General features: G+C 50.9%; 8 protein-coding genes. All 8 read right to left on the bottom strand.

Annotation, left to right across the window (positions count from 1 at the left end):
* Positions 1-70: 70 nt before the first annotated feature.
* The 8 genes from BWD121_RS00415 to BWD121_RS00380 all read right to left on the bottom strand — a co-directional run bounded on the left by BWD121_RS00415 (position 71) and on the right by BWD121_RS00380 (position 19495).
* A complete protein-coding gene (locus BWD121_RS00415; RefSeq protein ID WP_078662911.1) occupies positions 71-3550 on the bottom strand; it encodes a hypothetical protein in 3480 nt (1159 codons plus the stop codon).
* Positions 3551-3691: 141 nt separating this feature from the next.
* Positions 3692-4267, bottom strand: a complete 576-nt coding sequence (locus tag BWD121_RS00410) for a hypothetical protein (RefSeq protein ID WP_143245240.1) — start codon at positions 4265-4267, stop codon at positions 3692-3694.
* On the bottom strand, positions 4242-7601 hold the full coding sequence (locus tag BWD121_RS00405) for a hypothetical protein (RefSeq protein ID WP_078662910.1): 3360 nt from the start codon (positions 7599-7601) through the stop codon (positions 4242-4244). Before BWD121_RS00405 ends, BWD121_RS00410 begins: the two co-directional genes overlap by 26 nt.
* Before the next feature lie 141 nt (positions 7602-7742).
* On the bottom strand, positions 7743-8318 hold the full coding sequence (locus BWD121_RS00400) for a hypothetical protein (RefSeq protein ID WP_143245240.1): 576 nt from the start codon (positions 8316-8318) through the stop codon (positions 7743-7745).
* On the bottom strand, positions 8293-11097 hold the full coding sequence (locus BWD121_RS00395) for a NosD domain-containing protein (RefSeq protein WP_078662908.1): 2805 nt from the start codon (positions 11095-11097) through the stop codon (positions 8293-8295). The genes BWD121_RS00400 and BWD121_RS00395 overlap by 26 nt, the downstream gene beginning before the upstream one ends.
* A gap of 167 nt (positions 11098-11264) precedes the next feature.
* Positions 11265-11813 carry a hypothetical protein gene (locus tag BWD121_RS00390; RefSeq protein ID WP_143245239.1) on the bottom strand — a complete coding sequence of 183 codons (549 nt, stop codon included), beginning with the start codon at positions 11811-11813 and terminating at the stop codon, positions 11265-11267.
* Positions 11788-14646, bottom strand: coding sequence for a right-handed parallel beta-helix repeat-containing protein (locus BWD121_RS00385; protein WP_078662906.1), 2859 nt, complete (start codon positions 14644-14646; stop codon positions 11788-11790). Before BWD121_RS00385 ends, BWD121_RS00390 begins: the two co-directional genes overlap by 26 nt.
* Positions 14647-14947: 301 nt before the next feature.
* The gene (locus BWD121_RS00380) at positions 14948-19495 is read right to left on the bottom strand and encodes a right-handed parallel beta-helix repeat-containing protein (RefSeq protein WP_078662905.1); all 4548 of its coding nucleotides are present in this window, start codon (positions 19493-19495) and stop codon (positions 14948-14950) included.
* Positions 19496-19536 lie beyond the last annotated feature (41 nt).

The raw sequence follows: 19536 nt of genomic DNA, 5'->3' as shown, positions 1-19536 counted from the left end.
GACATCACTCATCAACACAATAATCTAATGAATAAGGCTAAACACATACCCCAAAACAAAAAAAATAAATCTATAAGGTAAAAAATACTATACAAACACACATCACGCAGGAAACAGAAAGTAAACGTAAAAACAAATGAAACATACTTTCTAAAAAAATATCCACCCCCTTTACGACATTGGCAAGGACCGTATTTTTCAACATGACACGCCCACCATTCATCACATGAACGCCTAGCCCTTTACCCTGTCCGTCGATTTTGATGAGCGCCCCCTTAATATCTGCCTTGTTTGCACCCTCCGTTGCATCAACCTTGAGGAAAGTAGCATCAGCATTATTACCTTCATACTTCATCCCCACCTTTCCCCCATGCGCCACATACACCCCGTACTCACTCCCATTCCCCTCTCCCCTAATCACCGTCTTCGTTAACTCAGCCCTTGTCACAGAACTTCCCACATAGACCCCATAACCATTGTCGCTTGTAAACTCAATCGTCGAGCTCCCACTAATCATCAATGCCCCCGTCCCATTCATCTCCACCCCTGTTTGTACCCCCGAAACCGTCACATCCGCCAACGTCATCCCCACCTTTCCCCCCGACACCTTCACCCCCGTACCACTTCCCTTTCCCGTAATCACCGTCCCTTTTAACTCAGCACTTATTACCGAAATCCCCACATTAACCCCCTCTGTCGTAAATTCTTTTATCTCCCCCTTTGTCATCATCAACGTCCCACCACCCATCATACTCACCCCCGTTGCAACCTGTGAAATCGTCACATCCGTCAACGTCACCTCTCCCCCCGTCGCATACACCCCCTTACTCACCCCACTATTCACAGCTTCCCCACTTCCTGTAATCACCGTCTTCGTCAACTGAGTCATCTCTCCCCCCACATTAACCCCATAACTCCTCGTAAACCCAATCGACCCTCTCTCCATCACCAGCTTCTTACCACCTAACATCTGCACCCCCTTCTCAACCACCTCAATCGTCACCCCAGTCAACGTCAACTCAGCCTTTGTCGCCCCACTCTTCACATACACCCCCGTTGCAACTTCTGAAATCGTCACATCCTTCAACGTCACTGCTCCCGTCACCGAACTCCCCACATACACCCCATTCCTACTAGTCCCACTTCCTGTAATCTTCGTCCCATCCAAATTAACCGTCACCTCCTCTCCCCCCTCCACACTAACCCCCACCCCATTCTCCACAACCGTAATCGACCCTCTCTCCATCGTCAGCTTCTTACCACCTAACATCTGCACCCCCGTTGCAACTTCTGAAACCGTCACATCCTTCAACGTCACTGCTCCCGTCACCGAACTCCCCACACTCACCCCTTTACTCGTCCCACTCCCCTTTCCCATAATCTTCGTCCCATCCACATTAACCACCACAGCTCCCTCCTCCACACTAACCCCCGTACCCGTAAACCCTTTTATCGACCCCTTCTTCACCGTCAACGTCCCACTCGCCCCCTCACTCACACTCACCCCATACCCAACCTTTGAAATATCCACCTCCTCCAACGTCACCTCTCCCTTCCCCGAAATATCCACCCCACTCCCTCTCTCACTTCCCGTAATCTTCCCCCTTCTCATCACAAACTTCCCACTCGTCACACTCACCCCCGTTGTAGCCTTTGAAATCTCCACATCCTTCAACTCAGCATTCCCCGTTCCAGACACACTCACACTTCCCTCAATCTTTCCCCCCATCATAGTAACCTCCCCCATCCCCGATACACTAAGCCCTGTACCACCCCCCTTAGCCGTAATCGTCGACTCCCCACTAATCATCACCTTTCCCTTACTCACACTCACCCCCGTTGTAACCCCTTCAATCTCCACATTCGTCAACTTCACCCCTTCCTCACTCAAAGTATCCACCTCCACCCCCTTATTCCCCCCATTCCCCTTTCCCACAATCGTCACATCCTTCAACTCAGCCTTCCCCTGTCCCTCCACCTTAAGCACCGTCCCCCAATCCCCACCTCCCTCAATCGTCGCCCCTATCACCTCAGCCTTCCCCGTCTCCGTTATCTGAACCCCCACCGCCTTTTTCCCCCTAGCCGTAATCGCCGATTCCCCACTAATAGTCACCTTTCCCTTACTTACCTTGACCCCTGTTTCAAACCCCTCCACCCCCACACTCGTCAACGTCACCGTCCCATCCCCCGCCATATCCACTCCTATCCCCTGACCACTCCCATCCCCCTTTCCCTCAATCTTCCCCCCCATCATAGTAACACTTCCATTCCCCTCCGTTATTTTAATCCCCACCGCCTTTTGCCCCTTAGCCTCAATCGTCGACTCCCCATTAATCTTCAACGTTCCCCCCTCCACCTTAATCCCCACCCCATTCTCCACAGTCGTAACTATCTTCGTCCCCCCAGTCACTGTCACCGTCCCCGAAGTCCCACTCTTCATCTCCACCCCCGTTAAAAAACTCTCAACCGTCGTTCCCATCAACATCACTTCTCCATCCCCCATCATCACCACCCCCGTACCCTTATCCCCACTCCCATCCCCCTTTCCCACAATCTTCACATTCGTCACAGTAGCACTCGCCTTCCCCGTCCCCCCCACACTAAGCCCCGTTCCACCATTAGCACTCGTAACCACAATCTTCCCCTCAGTCATCTTCAACTTCCCATCCCCCTTCACCTCAGCCCCCATTGTGACCTTCGTAAAACTCGTACCCATCAACGTCAACGTCCCACTTGACACCTCAGCCCCCACTACACTCCCACTTCCCACAATCTCTCCCCCCATCACAGTAGCACTCGCCTCTCCCTGCCCTTGCATCACAATCCCCCTACCACTCGACCCAACCGTAATCTTTCCCTCCCCCATATTAACACTCGCCTTCCCCCCATTCCCCTTAATCATTATCCCCGTTGTGACCTGCGTAAAATTCGTACCATCCAACACCACCGTCCCACCACCATCCATCACTATCCCCGTACTATTACTTCCCCCTCCACGCACCCCCTGTCCCTTCATCATCAACGTCACCCTTCCCCCCTTACTCACCTCAATCACAGCATCTCCCCCATCCTTAATCTTAATCGATCCTGCCATCACCGTAACAAATCCTCCATCAGCCACTATCCCCTTATGCACATCTACAATAGTAGCCTCCATCAACTTCAGCTTCCCTCCACCATGCACCTTAATCGCCGGCTCATTCCTACCACTACTACCTCTATCACCAGTATTTGTAACCCTCAGCATACCACCCATCGTAATATTTGTATCCCCCCCACGCACCTCTACAGCAGGCCAACCAGGGTACTTATCCATATCTATAGTCCTCCCATCACTCACACTCACACCCAACCTCCCCTCACTTCCACCACACACAATCGGCTGTTCACCATTATCACTACCATCACCACCAACAGCAGCCACCCTACAATTACCCTGTGATTGAGCATATACTTTTTCCTGAGCAGCTATAAGAGACACACCTGCTAGAAGAGCTGTCGATAAAAAACAAAAACAAACATGATGCTTCAATACGCGACGCATAACCATAACCCTCTCATCATCTTTAACGGAATAGGATCAAAAGAGACGAACTATTTGCAAAACGAGAATCGAAAATTAAAACACACCTGATACAAATCAGATCTAACGCCATACCCCCATTGAGACCTATACAAAAGACATCACTCATCAACACAATAATCTAATGAATAAGGCTAAACACATACCCCAAAACAAAAAAAATAAATCTATAAGATAAAAAATACTATACAAACACACATCACGCAGGAAACAGAAAGCAAACGCAAAAATAAATGAAACATACCTTCTAAAAAAAACATCCACCCCCTTTACGACATTGGCAAGGACCGTATTTTTTAACATGACACGCCCACCATTCATCACATGAACGCCTAGCCCTTTACCCTGTCCGTCGATTTTGATGAGCGCCCCCTTAATATCTGCCTTGTTTGCACCCTCCGTTGCATCAACCTTGAGGAAAGTAGCATCAGCATTATTACCTTCATACTTCATCCCCACATTGACTAACAAAGCATGCCCCTGTTTGAGAAGTACCCCATGCTCTCCATGAAACTCTATCTTCCCACCCTCCATGACCACAATCCCATTTTCGACAGTCATACCTTTTGCAACACTTTTCAGGGTAGGACCAATCAACCGTGCAGCTCCTCCATTCACATACACCCCCGTACCACTCCTCACAGCTTCCCCACTTCCCCTAATCACCGTCTTCGTTAGTAGCACTCTTCACCTTATCCCCCACGTATACCCCATACCCCCCTGCAAAATTAATCGTTGTCGAGTTTCCACTCACTGTCAGCTCCCCCTTTCCCATCATATACAGCCCCGTTGTAACCTCTGAAATCTTCACATCCGTCAATGTCATTACCATCGTTCTCCCTCCCATTGCATATACACCCACCCCTTTATTATCCTTTCCCGTAACCGTCACATTCGTCAAGTCAGCCTTTGTCACCCCTTTTCCCACATACACCCCATAACCATTCCCTTTAAACTCAATCGATCCCTGATTCATTGTCAACGTCCCACCTCCCGTCACATGTACCCCTTTTTGCACCCCTGAAATCTGTACCCCCTCTAATCTCACTGTTCTCTCCCTCAATGCCCCCCTCAATGCTTCCCTCATCGCATGTATTTCCACATGCATCTCCTGATCGCTGCTCCCTCCCCTAACCGCCACATCTCCTCCCCCCACATACACCCCGTACTCACTAGCCCCAGTTCCCGTAATCCTCGTCCCCGTCAACTCAGCCCTTGTCACCGAAATCCCCACACTCACCCCCTCTGTCGTAAACCCTTTTATCTCCCCCTTTGTCATCATCAACGTCCCACCTCCCGACATCATGACCCCTGTCCCAACCTGTGAAATCGTCACATCCGTCAACGTCACCTCTCCCCCCGTTGCATACACCCCAGTCCCACTCGTCCCATTCCCACTTCCCGTAATCTTCACATTCATCAACTTAGCCTCTCCGTCCTGCACCATAACCCCCATTCTCGTAAACCCAATCGACCCCCCAGTCATCGTCAGCTTCTTACCACCTAACATCTGCACCCCCTTCTCAACCCCCTCAATCGTCACCCCAGTCAACGTCAAACTCGCAGTCGCCCCTCCCTTCACATACACCCCTGTCCCAACCTGTGAAACCGTCACATCCGTCAACGTCAACTCAGCACTCTTCACCTTGCTCCCCACACTCACCCCTTTACTCGTCCCACCCCCCTTTCCTATAATCTTCGTCCCCTCCAAACTAACACTTTCCACCCCAGCCGCCTCCACATTAACCCCCGATGTTTTAAACTCTTTTATCTCCCCCTTCTTCACCGTCAACGTCCCACTCGCCCCCTCACTCACACTCACCCCCGTTGTAACCTTTGAAACCGTCACATTCGTCATCGTCAAGCTCTTACCACCCGCCATATACACCCCAGTCCCACCATTCCCATTCCCACTTCCTGAAACCGTCACATCCTCCAACGTCACATCTCCCCCCGTCACATTCACCACATTCCCATTTCCCTTTATCGACCCCCTTCTCATCACAAACTTCCCACTCGTCACACTCACCCCCGTACTACTCCCCGAAACCGTCACATCCTCCAACGTCAACGTCCCCCCCGACATATATACCCCCCCTTCACTAATTGTTCCCCTCGTCATAGTAACCGTTCCCCCCTGTACACTAAGCCCCGTACTAATTCCCGCAATCTTCGACTCCCCACTAATCATCACCTTTCCCTTACTCACACTCACCCCATACATAACCTCTGAAATATCCACATCCGTCAACTTCACCCCTTCCTCACTCAAAGTATCCACCACCACCCCCGTACTCGTTCCCTTCCCATTTCCCTTAATCGTCACATCCTTCAACTCAGCCTCCCCCGTCCCCGTCACACTCACCCCCATTGTAGCTCCTCTACCAAACACCCCACCTATACTAATCTCTCCCCCCGTCACCTCAGCCTTCCCCTGTCCCTCCACCTTAATCCCCACCCCATGTGTCCCCTCAGCCGTAATCGTTGACTCCCCATTAATCTTCAACACCCCTGTACCCTTCACTTCAACCCCCACCGCCTTTTGCCCCGTAGCCGTAATCTTAGAGCTCCCTTCTATCTTCATCGTCCCATTCGTCACCTTGACCCCCGTTTCAAACCCCGAAACCGTTACCTTAGTCAACTCAACCGTCCCATTCTCCCCCGCCATATCCACCCCCACCCCCTGACCACTCTCATTCCCATGTCCCTGAATCTTCCCCCCCATCATATTAACATTCGCCTTCCCCGTTCCCTCCACCTTAATCCCCACCCCATGTGTCCCCTTAGCCTCAATCGTCGAGCTCCCCTCTATCTTCAACGTCCCTCCCGCCACACTAACCCCCACCCCATTCTCCACAGTCGTAACTATCTTCGACCCCCCAGTCAACGTCACCGTCCCCGAAGTCCCACTCTTTATCTCCACCCCCGTTAAAAAACTCTCAACCGTCGTTCCCATCAACGTCACCTCTCCCTCCCCCATCATCACCACCCCCTTACTCGTCTCACCCCCCTTTCCCACAATCATCCCACCCATCATAATAGCACTCCCCGTCCCCCCCACACTAAGCCCCGTTCCACCATTAGTACTCGTAACCCTAATCTCCCCTCCAGTCATCTTCAACTTCCCATCCCCCTTCACCTCAGCCCCCATTGTGACCTTCGTAAAACTCGTACCCATCAACGTCAACGTCCCACTTGACACCACAGCACCCACTACACTCCCACTTCCCTCAATCGTCCCCCCCGTCACTTCAGCCTCTCCCGTCCCCTGCATCACAATCCCCTTACCACCTGACCCAACCTCAATCTTTCCCTTCCCCGTCATAGTAACATTCGCCTTCCCCTCCCCCGCCCCCTTAATCATTATCCCCGTCTTAACATTCGTAAAACTCGTATCCATCAATTCAACCGTCCCACCGCCATCCCCCACCTCTATCCCCGTTATCCCCGTACTACTACCCTCCTGCCCCTTTATCACCGCCACCCTGTTATTCAACGTCACCCTTCCCCCCTTACTCACCTCAACCACAACTCCCCCATCCTTAATCTTAATCGATCCTGCCATCACCGTAACAAATCCTCCATCAGCCACTATCCCCTTATGCACATTTGTAACAGTAGCCTCCACCAACTTCAGCACTCCTCCACCATGCACCTTAATCGCCGGATAAGTATTATCCCTACCATCACCATTTGTAACCCTCAGCGTACCACTCATCGTAATATCTGCATTCTCCCCATACACCTCTACAGCAGGCCAACCAGGGTACTTACTCATATCTATATTTCGATCACCACGCAGCACCTTATCACTCGCACCCCCACTCAACCCATCACTCCCATTACACACAATCGGCTGTTCATCATCACGACCACTACCATCAACATCCCCCTTACAATTACCCAGTGACCCAGCATATACTTTTTCCTGAGCAGCTATAAGAGACACACCTGCTAGAAGAGCTGTCGATAAAAAACAAAAACAAACATGATGCTTCAATACGCGACGCATAACCATAACCCTCTCATCATCTTTAACGGAATAGGATCAAAAGAGACGAACTATTTGCAAAACGAGAATCGAAAATTAAAACACACCTGATACAAATCAGATCTAACGCCATACCCCCATTGAGACCTATACAAAAGACATCACTCATCAACACAATAATCTAATGAATAAGGCTAAACACATACCCCAAAACAAAAAAAATAAATCTATAAGGTAAAAAATACTATACAAACACACATCACGCAGGAAACAGAAAGCAAACGCAAAAATAAATGAAACATACCTTCTAAAAAAAACATCCACCCCCTTTACGACATTGGCAAGGACCGTATTTTTTAACATGACACGCCCACCATTCATCACATGAACGCCTAGCCCTTTACCCTGTCCGTCGATTTTGATGAGCGCCCCCTTAATATCTGCCTTGTTTGCACCCTCCGTTGCATCAACCTTGAGGAAAGTAGCATCAGCATTATTACCTTCATACTTCATCCCCACATTGACTAACAAAGCATGCCCCTGTTTGAGAAGTACCCCATGCTCTCCATGAAACTCTATCTTCCCACCCTCCATGACCACAATCCCATTTTCGACAGTCATACCTTTTGCAACACTTTTCAGGGTAGGACCAATCAACCGTGCAGCTCCTCCATTCACATACACCCCCGTACCACTCCTCACAGCTTCCCCACTTCCCCTAATCACCGTCTTCGTTAGTAGCACTCTTCACCTTATCCCCCACGTATACCCCATACCCCCCTGCAAAATTAATCGTTGTCGAGTTTCCACTCACTGTCAGCTCCCCCTTTCCCATCATATACAGCCCCGTTGTAACCTCTGAAATCTTCACATCCGTCAATGTCATTACCATCGTTCTCCCTCCCATTGCATATACACCCACCCCTTTATTATCCTTTCCCGTAACCGTCACATTCGTCAAGTCAGCCTTTGTCACCTCTCCTCCCACATAGACCCCATACCCATTGTCGCTTGTAAACTCAATCGTCGAGCTCCCACTAATCATCAACGCCCCACTTCCTGACATATCTATCCCCGTCATGACCCCTTTTATCGTCCCGCCACTGATCGTCAGATTCTTACCAGCTAACATCTCCACCCCCGTTGCAACCTTTGAAATCTTCACATCCGTCAACGTCAAACTCGCAGTCGCCCTATCCTCCACCTTCACCCCCGTACCACTTCCCTTTCCCGTAATCCTCGTCCCCGTCAACTCAGCCCTTGTCACCGAAATCCCCACACTCACCCCCGCTGTCGTAAACTCTTTTATCATCCCATCCTTCATCGTCAAGCTCTTACCACCCGAAATATCCACCCCCGTTGCAACCTTTGAAATCTCCACATCCTCCAACGTCACCTCTCCCCCCGTTGCATACACCCCAGTCCCACCATTCCCACCCCCACTTCCTGTAATCACCGTCTTCATCAACTTAGCCTCTCCGTCCTGCACCATAACCCCCATTCTCGTAAACCCAATCGACCCCCCAGTCAACGTCAACTCAGCCTTTGTCGCCCCACTCTTCACATACACCCCCGTTGCAACTTCTGAAACCGTCACATCCTTCAACGTCACTGCTCCCGTCACCGAACTCCCCACATACACCCCATTCCTACTAGTCCCATTTCCCATAATCTTCGTCCCATCCACATTAACCACCACAGCTCCCTCCTCCACATTAACCCCCGCTGTCGTAAACTCTTTTATCATCCCATCCTTCATCGTCAAGCTCTTACCACCCGACATCGTCACCCCCATTGTAACCTTTGAAATATCCACCTCCTCCAACGTCACCTCTCCCTTCCCCGAAATATCCACCCCAGTCCCAGTCTCACTTCCCTTTATCGACCCCCTAATCATCTTAAACGTCCCACCCGACATCGTCACCCCCGTACTACTCCCCGAAACCGTCACATCCTCCAACGTCAACGTCCCCCCCGACATATATACCCCCCCTTCACTAATTGTTCCCCCCATCATAGTAACCGTTCCCCCCTGCACACTAAGCCCCGTACCCGTAGCCGCAATCTTCGTCGAGCTCCCTTCTATCGTCACCGTCCCACTCTTCACCTCCACCCCCGTTTCAAACCCCGAAACCGTTACCTTAGTCAACTCAACCGTCCCCTCCCCCGCCATATCCACTCCTATCCCCTGACCACTCCCACTCTCATTTCCCACAATCTTCCCCCCCATCACAGTAACACTCGCACTCCCCTTTTCTTCTACCCTAATCCCCACCCCATGTGTCCCCTTAGCCTCAATCGTCGAGCTCCCCTCTATCTTCAACGTTCCCCCCTCCACCTTAATCCCCACCCCATGTGTCCCCTTAGCCTTAATCGTCGACTCCCCATTAATCTTAACCGTCCCATCACTCACACTTACCCCCGTTAAAAAACTCTCAACCGTCGTTCCCATCAACGTCACCTCTCCATCCCCCATCATCACCACCCCCGTACCCTTATCCCCACTCCCATCCCCCTTTCCCACAATCTTCACATTCGTCACAGTAGCACTCGCCTTCCCCTGTCCCGACACACTAAGCCCCGTTCCATTAGCACTCGTAACCTCAATCTTCCCCTTTGTCATTTCCAGCTTCCCCCCCGACACCTCAGCCCCCGTTGTGACCTTCGTAAAATTCGTACCTATCAACGTCAACGTTCCCCCTTTCACCTCAGCCCCCACTACTCCCCCACCCCCCTCAATCGTTCCCCCCATCACAGTAGCACTCGCCTCTCCCTGCCCCTGCATCACAATCCCCTTACCATTCGACCCAACCGTAATCGTCGTTCCCTTCCCCGTCATATTAACACTCGCCTTCCCCCCATTCCCCTTAATCATTATCCCCGTTGTGACCTGCGTAAAATTCGTACCATCCAACACCACCGTCCCATCCCCATCCATCACTATCCCCGTACTATTACTTCCCCCTCCACGCACCCCCTGTCCCTTCATCATCAACGTCACCTTCCCCTTATTCTTCACCTCAATCACAGCATCTCCCCCATTCTTAACCCCAATCGATCCTGCCACCACCGTAACAAATCCTCCATCAGCCTCTATCCCCTTACTCACATCTACAATAGTAGCCTCCACCAACTTCAGCCCCCCTCCACCATGCACCTTAATCGCCGGACTATCATTATCACTACTGCCTGTAACCCTCAGCGTACCACTCATCGTAATATCTGCATCCCCATACACCTTCACAGCAGGCATACCAATGTAGTTACCCATATCTATAGTTCGATCACTTTTCAGCACCCCATCACTCACACTCAGCACCACACCCCCACCCACCCCATCACTGGTCCCACCACACACAATCGGCTGTTCACCATCGCTACCAGTATCAACAGCCCCCTTACAATTACCCTGTGACCCAGCATATACTTTTTCCTGAGCAGCTATAAGAGACACACCTGCTAGAAGAGCTGTCGATAAAAAACAAAAACAAACATGATGCTTCAATACGCGACGCATAACCATAACCCTCTCATCATCTTTAACGGAATAGGATCAAAAGAGACGAACTATTTGCAAAACGAGAATCGAAAATTAAAACACACCTGATACAAATCAGATCTAACGCCATACCCCCATTGAGACCTATACAAAAGACATCACTCATCAACACAATAATCTAATGAATAAGGCTAAACACATACCCCAAAACAAAAAAATAAATCTATAAGGTAAAAAATACTATACAAACACACATCACGCAGGAAACAGAAAGCAAACGCAAAAATAAATGAAACATACCTTCTAAAAAAAACATCCACCCCCTTTACGACATTGGCAAGGACCGTATTTTTTAACATGACACGCCTACCATTCATCACATGAACGCCCAGCCCTTTACCCTGTCCGTCGATTTCGATGAGCGCCCCCTTAATATCTGCCTTGTTTGCACCCTCCGTTGCATCAACCTTGAGGAAAGTAGCATCAGTATTATCACCTTCATACTTCATCCCCACATTGACTAACAAAGCATTCCCCTGTTTGAGAAGTACCCCATGCTCTCCATGAAACTTTATCACCCCATTCTGCATGACCACAATCCCATTTTCGACAGTCATACCTTTTGCGACACTTTTCAGGGTAGTACCACCCAACCATGCCGCTCCTCCATTCACATACACCCCCGTACCACTCCTCACAGCTTCCCCACTTCCCCTAATCACCGTCTTCGTTAGTAGCACTCTTCACCTTATCCCCCACGTATACCCCATACCCCCCTGCAAAATTAATCGTTGTCGAGTTTCCACTCACTGTCAGCTCCCCCTTTCCCATCATATACAGCCCCGTTGTAACCTCTGAAATCTTCACATCCGTCAATGTCATTACCATCGTTCTCCCTCCCATTGCATATACACCCACCCCTTTATTATCCTTTCCCGTAACCGTCACATTCGTCAAGTCAGCCTTTGTCACCTCTCCTCCCACCTTTACCCCATACCCATTGTCGCTTGTAAACTGAATCGTCGAGCTCCCACTAATCATCAACGCCCCACTTCCTGACATATCTATCCCCGTTTGCACCCCTTTTATCGTCCCACCCTTCACCGTCAACGCCCCCGTCCCATTCATCTCCACCCCCGTTGCAACTTCTGAAACCATCACATCCGTCAACGTCAAACTCGCAGTCGCCCTATCCTCCACCTTCACCCCCGTACCACTTCCCTTTCCCGTAATTATTGTCCCCGTCAAGTCAGCCCTTGTCACCGAAATCCCCACACTCACCCCTGCTGTCGTAAACCCTTTTATCTCCCCCTTTGTCATCATCAACGTCCCACCTCCCGACATCATGACCCCTGTCCCAACCTTTGAAATCTCCACATCCGTCAACGTCACCTCTCCCCCCGTTGCATACACCCCAGTCCCACCATTCCCACCCCCACTTCCCGTAATCTTCACATTCATCAACTTAGCCTCTCCGTCCTGCACCATAACCCCCATTCTCGTAAACCCAATCGACCCCCCAGTCATCGTCAGCTTCTTACCACCTAACATCTGCACCCCCTTCTCAACCCCCTCAATCGTCACCCCAGTCAACGTCAACTCAGCCTTTGTCGCCCCACTCTTCACATACACCCCCGTTGCAACCTGTGAAACCGTCACATTCGTCAACGTCACTTCTCCCGTCACCTTGCTCCCCACATACACCCCATAACCATTCCCACCCCCCTTTCCCATAATCTTCGTCCCATCCACATTAACCACCACAGCTCCCTCCTCCACATTAACCCCCGCTGTCGTAAACTCTTTTATCTCCCCCTTCTTCACCGTCAACGTCCCACTCGCCTCCTCACTCACACTCACCCCCGTTGTAACCCCTTCAATCTCCACATCCTCCAACGTCACCTCTCCTTTCCCCGAAATATCCACCCCAGTCCCAGTCTCTCCTCCCTTTATCGACCCCCTAATCATCTTAAACGTCCCACCCGACATCGTCACCCCCGTTGTAGCCTTTGAAATCTCCACATCCTTCAACTCAGCCTTCCCCGTCCCCGACACACCAACACCCTGACCACTCCCCCCGCCACTAATCTTTCCCCCCATCATAGTAACCGTTCCCCCCTGTACACTAAGCCCCGTACTAATTCCCGTAATCTTCGACTCCCCACTAATCTTTACCGTCCCCTTCTTCACCTCCATCCCCGTTGCAAAACTCTCAATCGTCACATTCGTCAACTTCACCCCTTCCTCACTCAAAGTATCCACCACCACCCCCTTACTCGTCCCACTTCTCCCCCCATTTCCCTTAATCGTCGCCCCTATCACCTCAGCCTTCCCCGTCTCCGTTATCCGAACCCCCACCCCATTATCCCCCTCAGCCGTAATCGTCGACTCCCCATTAATCTTCAACACCCCTGTACCTTTCACCTCAACCCCCACTGCATTTTGCCCCTTAGCCGTAATCGCCGATTCCCCACTAATAGTCACCTTTCCCTTACTTACCTTGACCCCCGTTTCAAACCCCAAAACCGTTACCTTAGTCAACTCAACCGTCCCATCCCCCGCCATATCCACCCCCACCCCCTGACCACTCCCATTCCCATGTCCCTGAATCTTCCCCCCCACCATAGTAACACTTCCATTCCCCTCCATTATTTTAATCCCCACCCCATGTGTCCCCTTAGCCTCAATCGTCGACTCCCCATTAATCTTCAACGTCCCTCCCTCCACCTTAATCCCTACCCCACCATCTCCCGCAGCCTTAATCATCGACCCCCCAGTCAACGTCACCGTCCCCGAAGTCCCACTCTTTATCTCCACCCCCGTTAAAAAACTCTCAACCTCCACCTTATTCAACTCAACCGTCCCCGTCCCCATCATCACCACCCCCTTACTCGTCTCACCCCCCTTTCCCACAATCATCCCACCCATCATAATAGCACTCCCCGTCCCCCCCACACTAAGCCCCGTTCCACCATTAGTACTCGTAACCCTAATCTCCCCTCCAGTCATCTTCAACTTCCCATCCCCCTTCACCTCAGCCCCCATTGTGACCTTCGTAAAACTCGTACCCATCAACGTCACTTTCCCCCTATTCTTCACCTCAACCACAACTCCATCTTTCTTAACCCCAATCAATCCTGTCATCACCGTAACAGCCCCTTCACTCTCAGCCACTATCCCCTTACTCACATTTACAATAGTAGCATCCACCAACTTCAGCCCCCCTCCACCATGCACCTTAATCGCCGGACTATCATTATCACTACTGCCTGTAACCCTCAGCGTACCACTCATCGTAATATCTGCATCCCCATACACCTTCACAGCAGGCCAACCAATGTAGTTACTCATATCTATATTCCAATCATCACTCAGCACCCCATCCCCCCTCATCACACTTCCATCACACACAATTGGCTTACTACCATCACCACCATCAACATCCCCCTTACAATTACCCAGTGACCCAGCATATACTTTTTCCTGAGCAGCTATAAGAGACACACCTGCTAGAAGAGCTGTCGATAAAAAACAAAAACAAACATGATGCTTCAATACGCGACGCATAACCATAACCCTCTCATCATCTTTAACGGAATAGGATCAAAAGAGACGAACTATTTGCAAAACGAGAATCGAAAATTAAAACACACCTGATACAAATCAGATCTAACGCCATACCCCCATTGAGACCTATACAAAAGACATCACTCATCAACACAATAATCTAATGAATAAGGCTAAACACACTCCCCAAAACAAAAAAAATAAACCTATAAGATAAAAAATCCTATACAAACACACATCACGCAGGAAACAGAAAGTAAACGTAAAAACAAATGAAACATACTTTCTAAAAAAATATCCACCCCCTTTACGACATTGGCAAGGACCGTATTTTTAACATGACACGCCCACCATTCATCACATGAACGCCTAGCCCTTTACCCTGTCCGTCGATTTTGATGAGCGCCCCCTTAATATCTGCCTTGTTTGCACCCTCCGTTGCATCAACCTTGAGGAAAGTAGTATCAGCATTATTACCTTCATACTTCATCCCCACATTGACTAACAAAGCATTCCCCTGCTTGAGAAGTACCCCATGCTCTCCATGAAACTTTATCACCCCATTCTGCATGACCACAATCCCATTTTCGACAGTCATACCTTTTGCGACACTTTTCAGGGTAGTACCACCCAACCATGCCGCTCCTCCATTCACATACACCCCCGTACCACTCCTCACAGCTTCCCCACTTCCCGTAATTGTCGTCATCGCCACCTCTCCCATCACATCTTTCCCCACATAGACCCCATACTTCCCTTGAAACCCAATCGTAGAGGTTCCCCCTATCGCCAACATCCCACCCCCCGCTGCAAATATTCCCATTCCAACCCCCGAAATCTTCACATCCGTCAATGTCATTACCATCGTTCTCCCTCCCATTGCATATACACCCACCCCCTTACCCTCTCCCGTAATCTTCGTCCCCGTCAAGTCAGCCTTTGTCACCCCTTTTCCCACATACACCCCATAACCATTCCCTTTAAACTCAATCGATCCCTGATTCATTGTCAACGTCCCACCTCCCGTCACATGTACCCCTTTTTGCACTCCTGAAATCTGTACCCCCTCTAATCTCACTGTTCTCCCCCTCAATGCCCCCCTCAACGCTCCCCTCATCTCATGCACCTTCACATGCATTCCTGCACCACTTCCACCTCTCGTAATTGTTGTCATCGTCACCTCTCCCATCACTTTATCCCCCGCATACACCCCGTACTCACTCCCATTCCCCTCTCCCCTAATCACCGTCTTCGTTAACTCAGCCCTTGTCACCTCTCCTCCCACATAGACCCCATAATTCCCCGCAAACTGAATCTCCGTTGTCCCATTCATCGTCAAGCTCCCCGCCCCCATCATCTGCACCCCTATCCCAACCTTTGAAACCATCACATCCGTCAACGTCACCTTTCCCCCCGCTACATACACCCCTTGACCACCTCCCTTTCCCATAATCTTCGTCTTCGTTAAAGTAGCACTCTTCACAGAACTTCCCACATATACCCCATACCCCCCTGCAAAATTAATCTCCGTTGTCCCACTCACCGTCAACGCCCCATCACCCATCATAACTACCCCTATTTGCACATTTGTTATCGACCCTTTTGTCACAGTCAGATCATTCCCCCCCATCATCCTTACCCCCGTTCCAACCCTCTCAATCTTCACATCCGCCAACGTCATCGCCACCTTTCCCTCATGCGCCACATACACCCCTTGACCACCTCCCTTTCCCGTAACCGTCACATTCCTCAAGTCAGCCCTTGTCACAGAACTTCCCACATAGACCCCATAACCATTGTCGCTTGTAAACTCAATCGTCGAGCTCCCACTGATCATCAATGCCCCCGTCCCATTCATCTCCACCCCCGTTGCAACTTTTGAAATCTTCACATCCGTCAACGTCAAACTCGCAGTCGCCCTATCCTCCACCTTCACCCCCGTACCACTTCCCTTTCCCGTAATTATTGTCCCCGTCAAGTCAGCCCTTGTCGCAAATCTCCCCACACTCACCCCCGCTGTCGTAAACTCTTTTATCATCCCATCCTTCATCGTCAAGCTCTTACCACCCGAAATATCCACCCCTGTCCCAACCTTTGAAATCTCCACATCCGTCAACGTCACCTCTCCCCCCGTTGCATACACCCCCGTACCACTCCTCACAGCATCCCCACTTCCCGTAATCTTCACATTCATCAACTTAGCCTCTCCGTCCTGCACCATAACCCCCATTCTCGTAAACCCAATCGACCCCCCAGTCATCGTCAAACTCTTCCCTCCCATCATATACAGCCCCGTTGCAACTTCTGAAACCGTCACATCCGTCAACGTCAACTCAGCCTTTGTCGCCCCACTCTTCACATACACCCCCGTTGCAACTTCTGAAATCGTCACATCCTTCAACGTCACTGCTCCCGTCACCTCTCTCCCCACACTCAACCCCTTACTCCTCCCATCCCCATTCCCACCCCCCTTTCCTGTAATCTTCGTCCCATCCAAATTAACCGTCACCTCCTCTCCCCCCTCCACACTAACCCCCACCCCATTCTCCACAACCGTAATCGACCCTCTCTCCATCGTCAGCTTCTTACCACCTAACATCTGCACCCCCGTTGCAACTTCTGAAACCGTCACATCCGTCAACGTCAACTCAGCACTCTTCACCTTGCCCCCCACATACACCCCTTTACTCGTCCCACCCCCCTTTCCTGTAATCTTCGTCCCCTCCAAACTAACACTTTCCACCCCAGCCGCCTCCACACTAACCCCCACTGTCGTAAACTCTTTTATCATCCCATCCTTCATCGTCAAGCTCTTACCACCCGACATCGTCACCCCCGTTGTAACCCCTTCAATCTCCACATCCTCCAACGTCACCTCTCCCCCCGTTGCATACACCCCAGTCCCACCATTCCCACCCCCATTTCCCTTTATCGACCCCCTTCTCATCTTAAACGTCCCACTCGTCACACTCACCCCCGTACTACTCCCCGAAACCGTCACATCCTCCAACGTCAACGTCCCCGTTTTCCCCACACTCACCCCCCCGCCACTAATCGTTCCCCCCATCATAGTAACCGTTCCCCCCTGCACACTAAGCCCCGTACCCGTAGCCGCAATCTTCGTCAACTCCCCACTAATCTTTACCGTCCCCTTCTTCACCTCCATCCCCGTTGCAAAACTCTCAATCGTCACATTCGTCAACTTCACCTCTTCCGTCGCCGAAGTATTCACCACCACCCCCTTACTCGTCCCACTTCTCCCCCCATTTCCCTTAATCGTCGCCCCCGTCACCTCAGCCTTCCCCGTCTCCGTTATCCGAACCCCCACCCCATTATCCCCCTCAGCCGTAATCGTCGACTCCCCATTAATCTTCAACACCCCTGTACCTTTCACCTCAACCCCCACTGCATTTTGCCCCTTAGCCGTAATCGCCGATTCCCCACTAATAGTCACCTTTCCCTTACTTACCTTGACCCCCGTTTCAAACCCCAAAACCGTTACCTTAGTCAACGTCACCGTCCCATTCTCCCCCGCCATATCCACACCCACCCCCCGACCACTCCCACTCTCATTTCCCACAATCTTCCCCCCCATCACAGTAACATTCGCCTTCCCCGTCTCCATTATTTTAATCCCCACCCCATGTGTCCCCTTAGCCTCAATCGTCGACTCCCCATTAATCTTCAACGTTCCCCCCTCCACCTTAATCCCTACCCCACCATCTCCCGCAGCCTTAATCATCGACCCCCCAGTCAACGTCACCGTCCCCGAAGTCCCACTCTTTATCTCCACCCCCGTTGAAAAACTCTCAACCGTCGTTCCCATCAACGTCACCTCTCCCTCCCCCATCATCACCACCCCCTGACCCTTCTCATTTCCCACAATCTTCACACTCGTCACCTCAGCTTTCCCCTGTCCCGACACACTAAGCCCCGTTCCACCATTAGTACTCGTAACCTCAATCTTCCCCTTTGTCATTTCCAGCTTCCCCCCCGACACCTGTGCCCCCGTTGTGACCTTCGTAAAATTCGTACCCACCAACGTCAACGTCCCACTCTTCATCTCAGCCCCCACTACTCCCCCACCCCCCTCAATCGTTCCCCCCATCACAGTAGCACTCGCCTCTCCCTGCCCCTGCATCACAATCCCCCTACCACCCCCCACAACTGTAATCTTTCCCTCCCCCATATTAACACTCGCCTTCCCCCCATTCCCCTTAATCATTATCCCTGTCTTGACATCCGTAAAACCCGTACCCATCAATTCAACCGTCCCACCACCATCCATCACTATCCCCGTACTATTACTTCCCCCTCCACGCACCCCCTGTCCCTTCATCATCAACGTCACCCTTCCCCCCTTACTCACCTCAATCACAGCATCTCCCCCATCCTTAATCTTAATCGATCCTGCCATCACCGTAACAGAAGCCCCATCCCCCACCTCTATCCCCTTACTCACATCTACAATAGTAGCATCCATCAACGTCAGCTTCCCTTCACCATGCACCTTAATCGCCGGATAAGTATTATCCCTACCATCACCATTTGTAACCCTCAGCGTACCACTCATCGTAATATCTGCCCCCCCACGCACCTCTACAGCAGGCCAACTAGGGTACTTATCCATATCTATATTCCAATCATCACTCAGCACCCCATCCCCCCTCATCACACTTCCATCACACACAATTGGCTTACTACCATCGCTACCAGTATCAACAGCCACCCTACAATTACCCTGTGACCCAGCATATACTTTTTCCTGAGCAGCTATAAGAGACACACCTGCTAGAAGAGCTGTCGATAAAAAACAAAAACAAACATGATGCTTCAATACGCGACGCATAACCATAACCCTCTCATCATCTTTAACGGAATAGGATCAAAAGAGAC

The sequence above is a fragment of the Bartonella sp. WD12.1 genome, assembly GCF_002022415.1.
Classification (GTDB): domain Bacteria; phylum Pseudomonadota; class Alphaproteobacteria; order Rhizobiales; family Rhizobiaceae; genus Bartonella.
Note: the sequence above shows the minus strand (reverse complement) of the source record. Positions and strands in the feature narration are given on the sequence as shown.

Excerpts from the sequence above, each read along its gene's own strand:
- BWD121_RS00380 (WP_078662905.1), bottom strand. The coding sequence starts at position 19,495 with ATGGTTATGCGTCGCGTATTGAAGCATCATGTTTGTTTTTGTTTTTTA.
- BWD121_RS00385 (WP_078662906.1), bottom strand. The coding sequence starts at position 14,646 with ATGGTTATGCGTCGCGTATTGAAGCATCATGTTTGTTTTTGTTTTTTA.
- BWD121_RS00395 (WP_078662908.1), bottom strand. The coding sequence starts at position 11,097 with ATGGTTATGCGTCGCGTATTGAAGCATCATGTTTGTTTTTGTTTTTTA.
- BWD121_RS00415 (WP_078662911.1), bottom strand. The coding sequence starts at position 3,550 with ATGGTTATGCGTCGCGTATTGAAGCATCATGTTTGTTTTTGTTTTTTA.
- BWD121_RS00405 (WP_078662910.1), bottom strand. The coding sequence starts at position 7,601 with ATGGTTATGCGTCGCGTATTGAAGCATCATGTTTGTTTTTGTTTTTTA.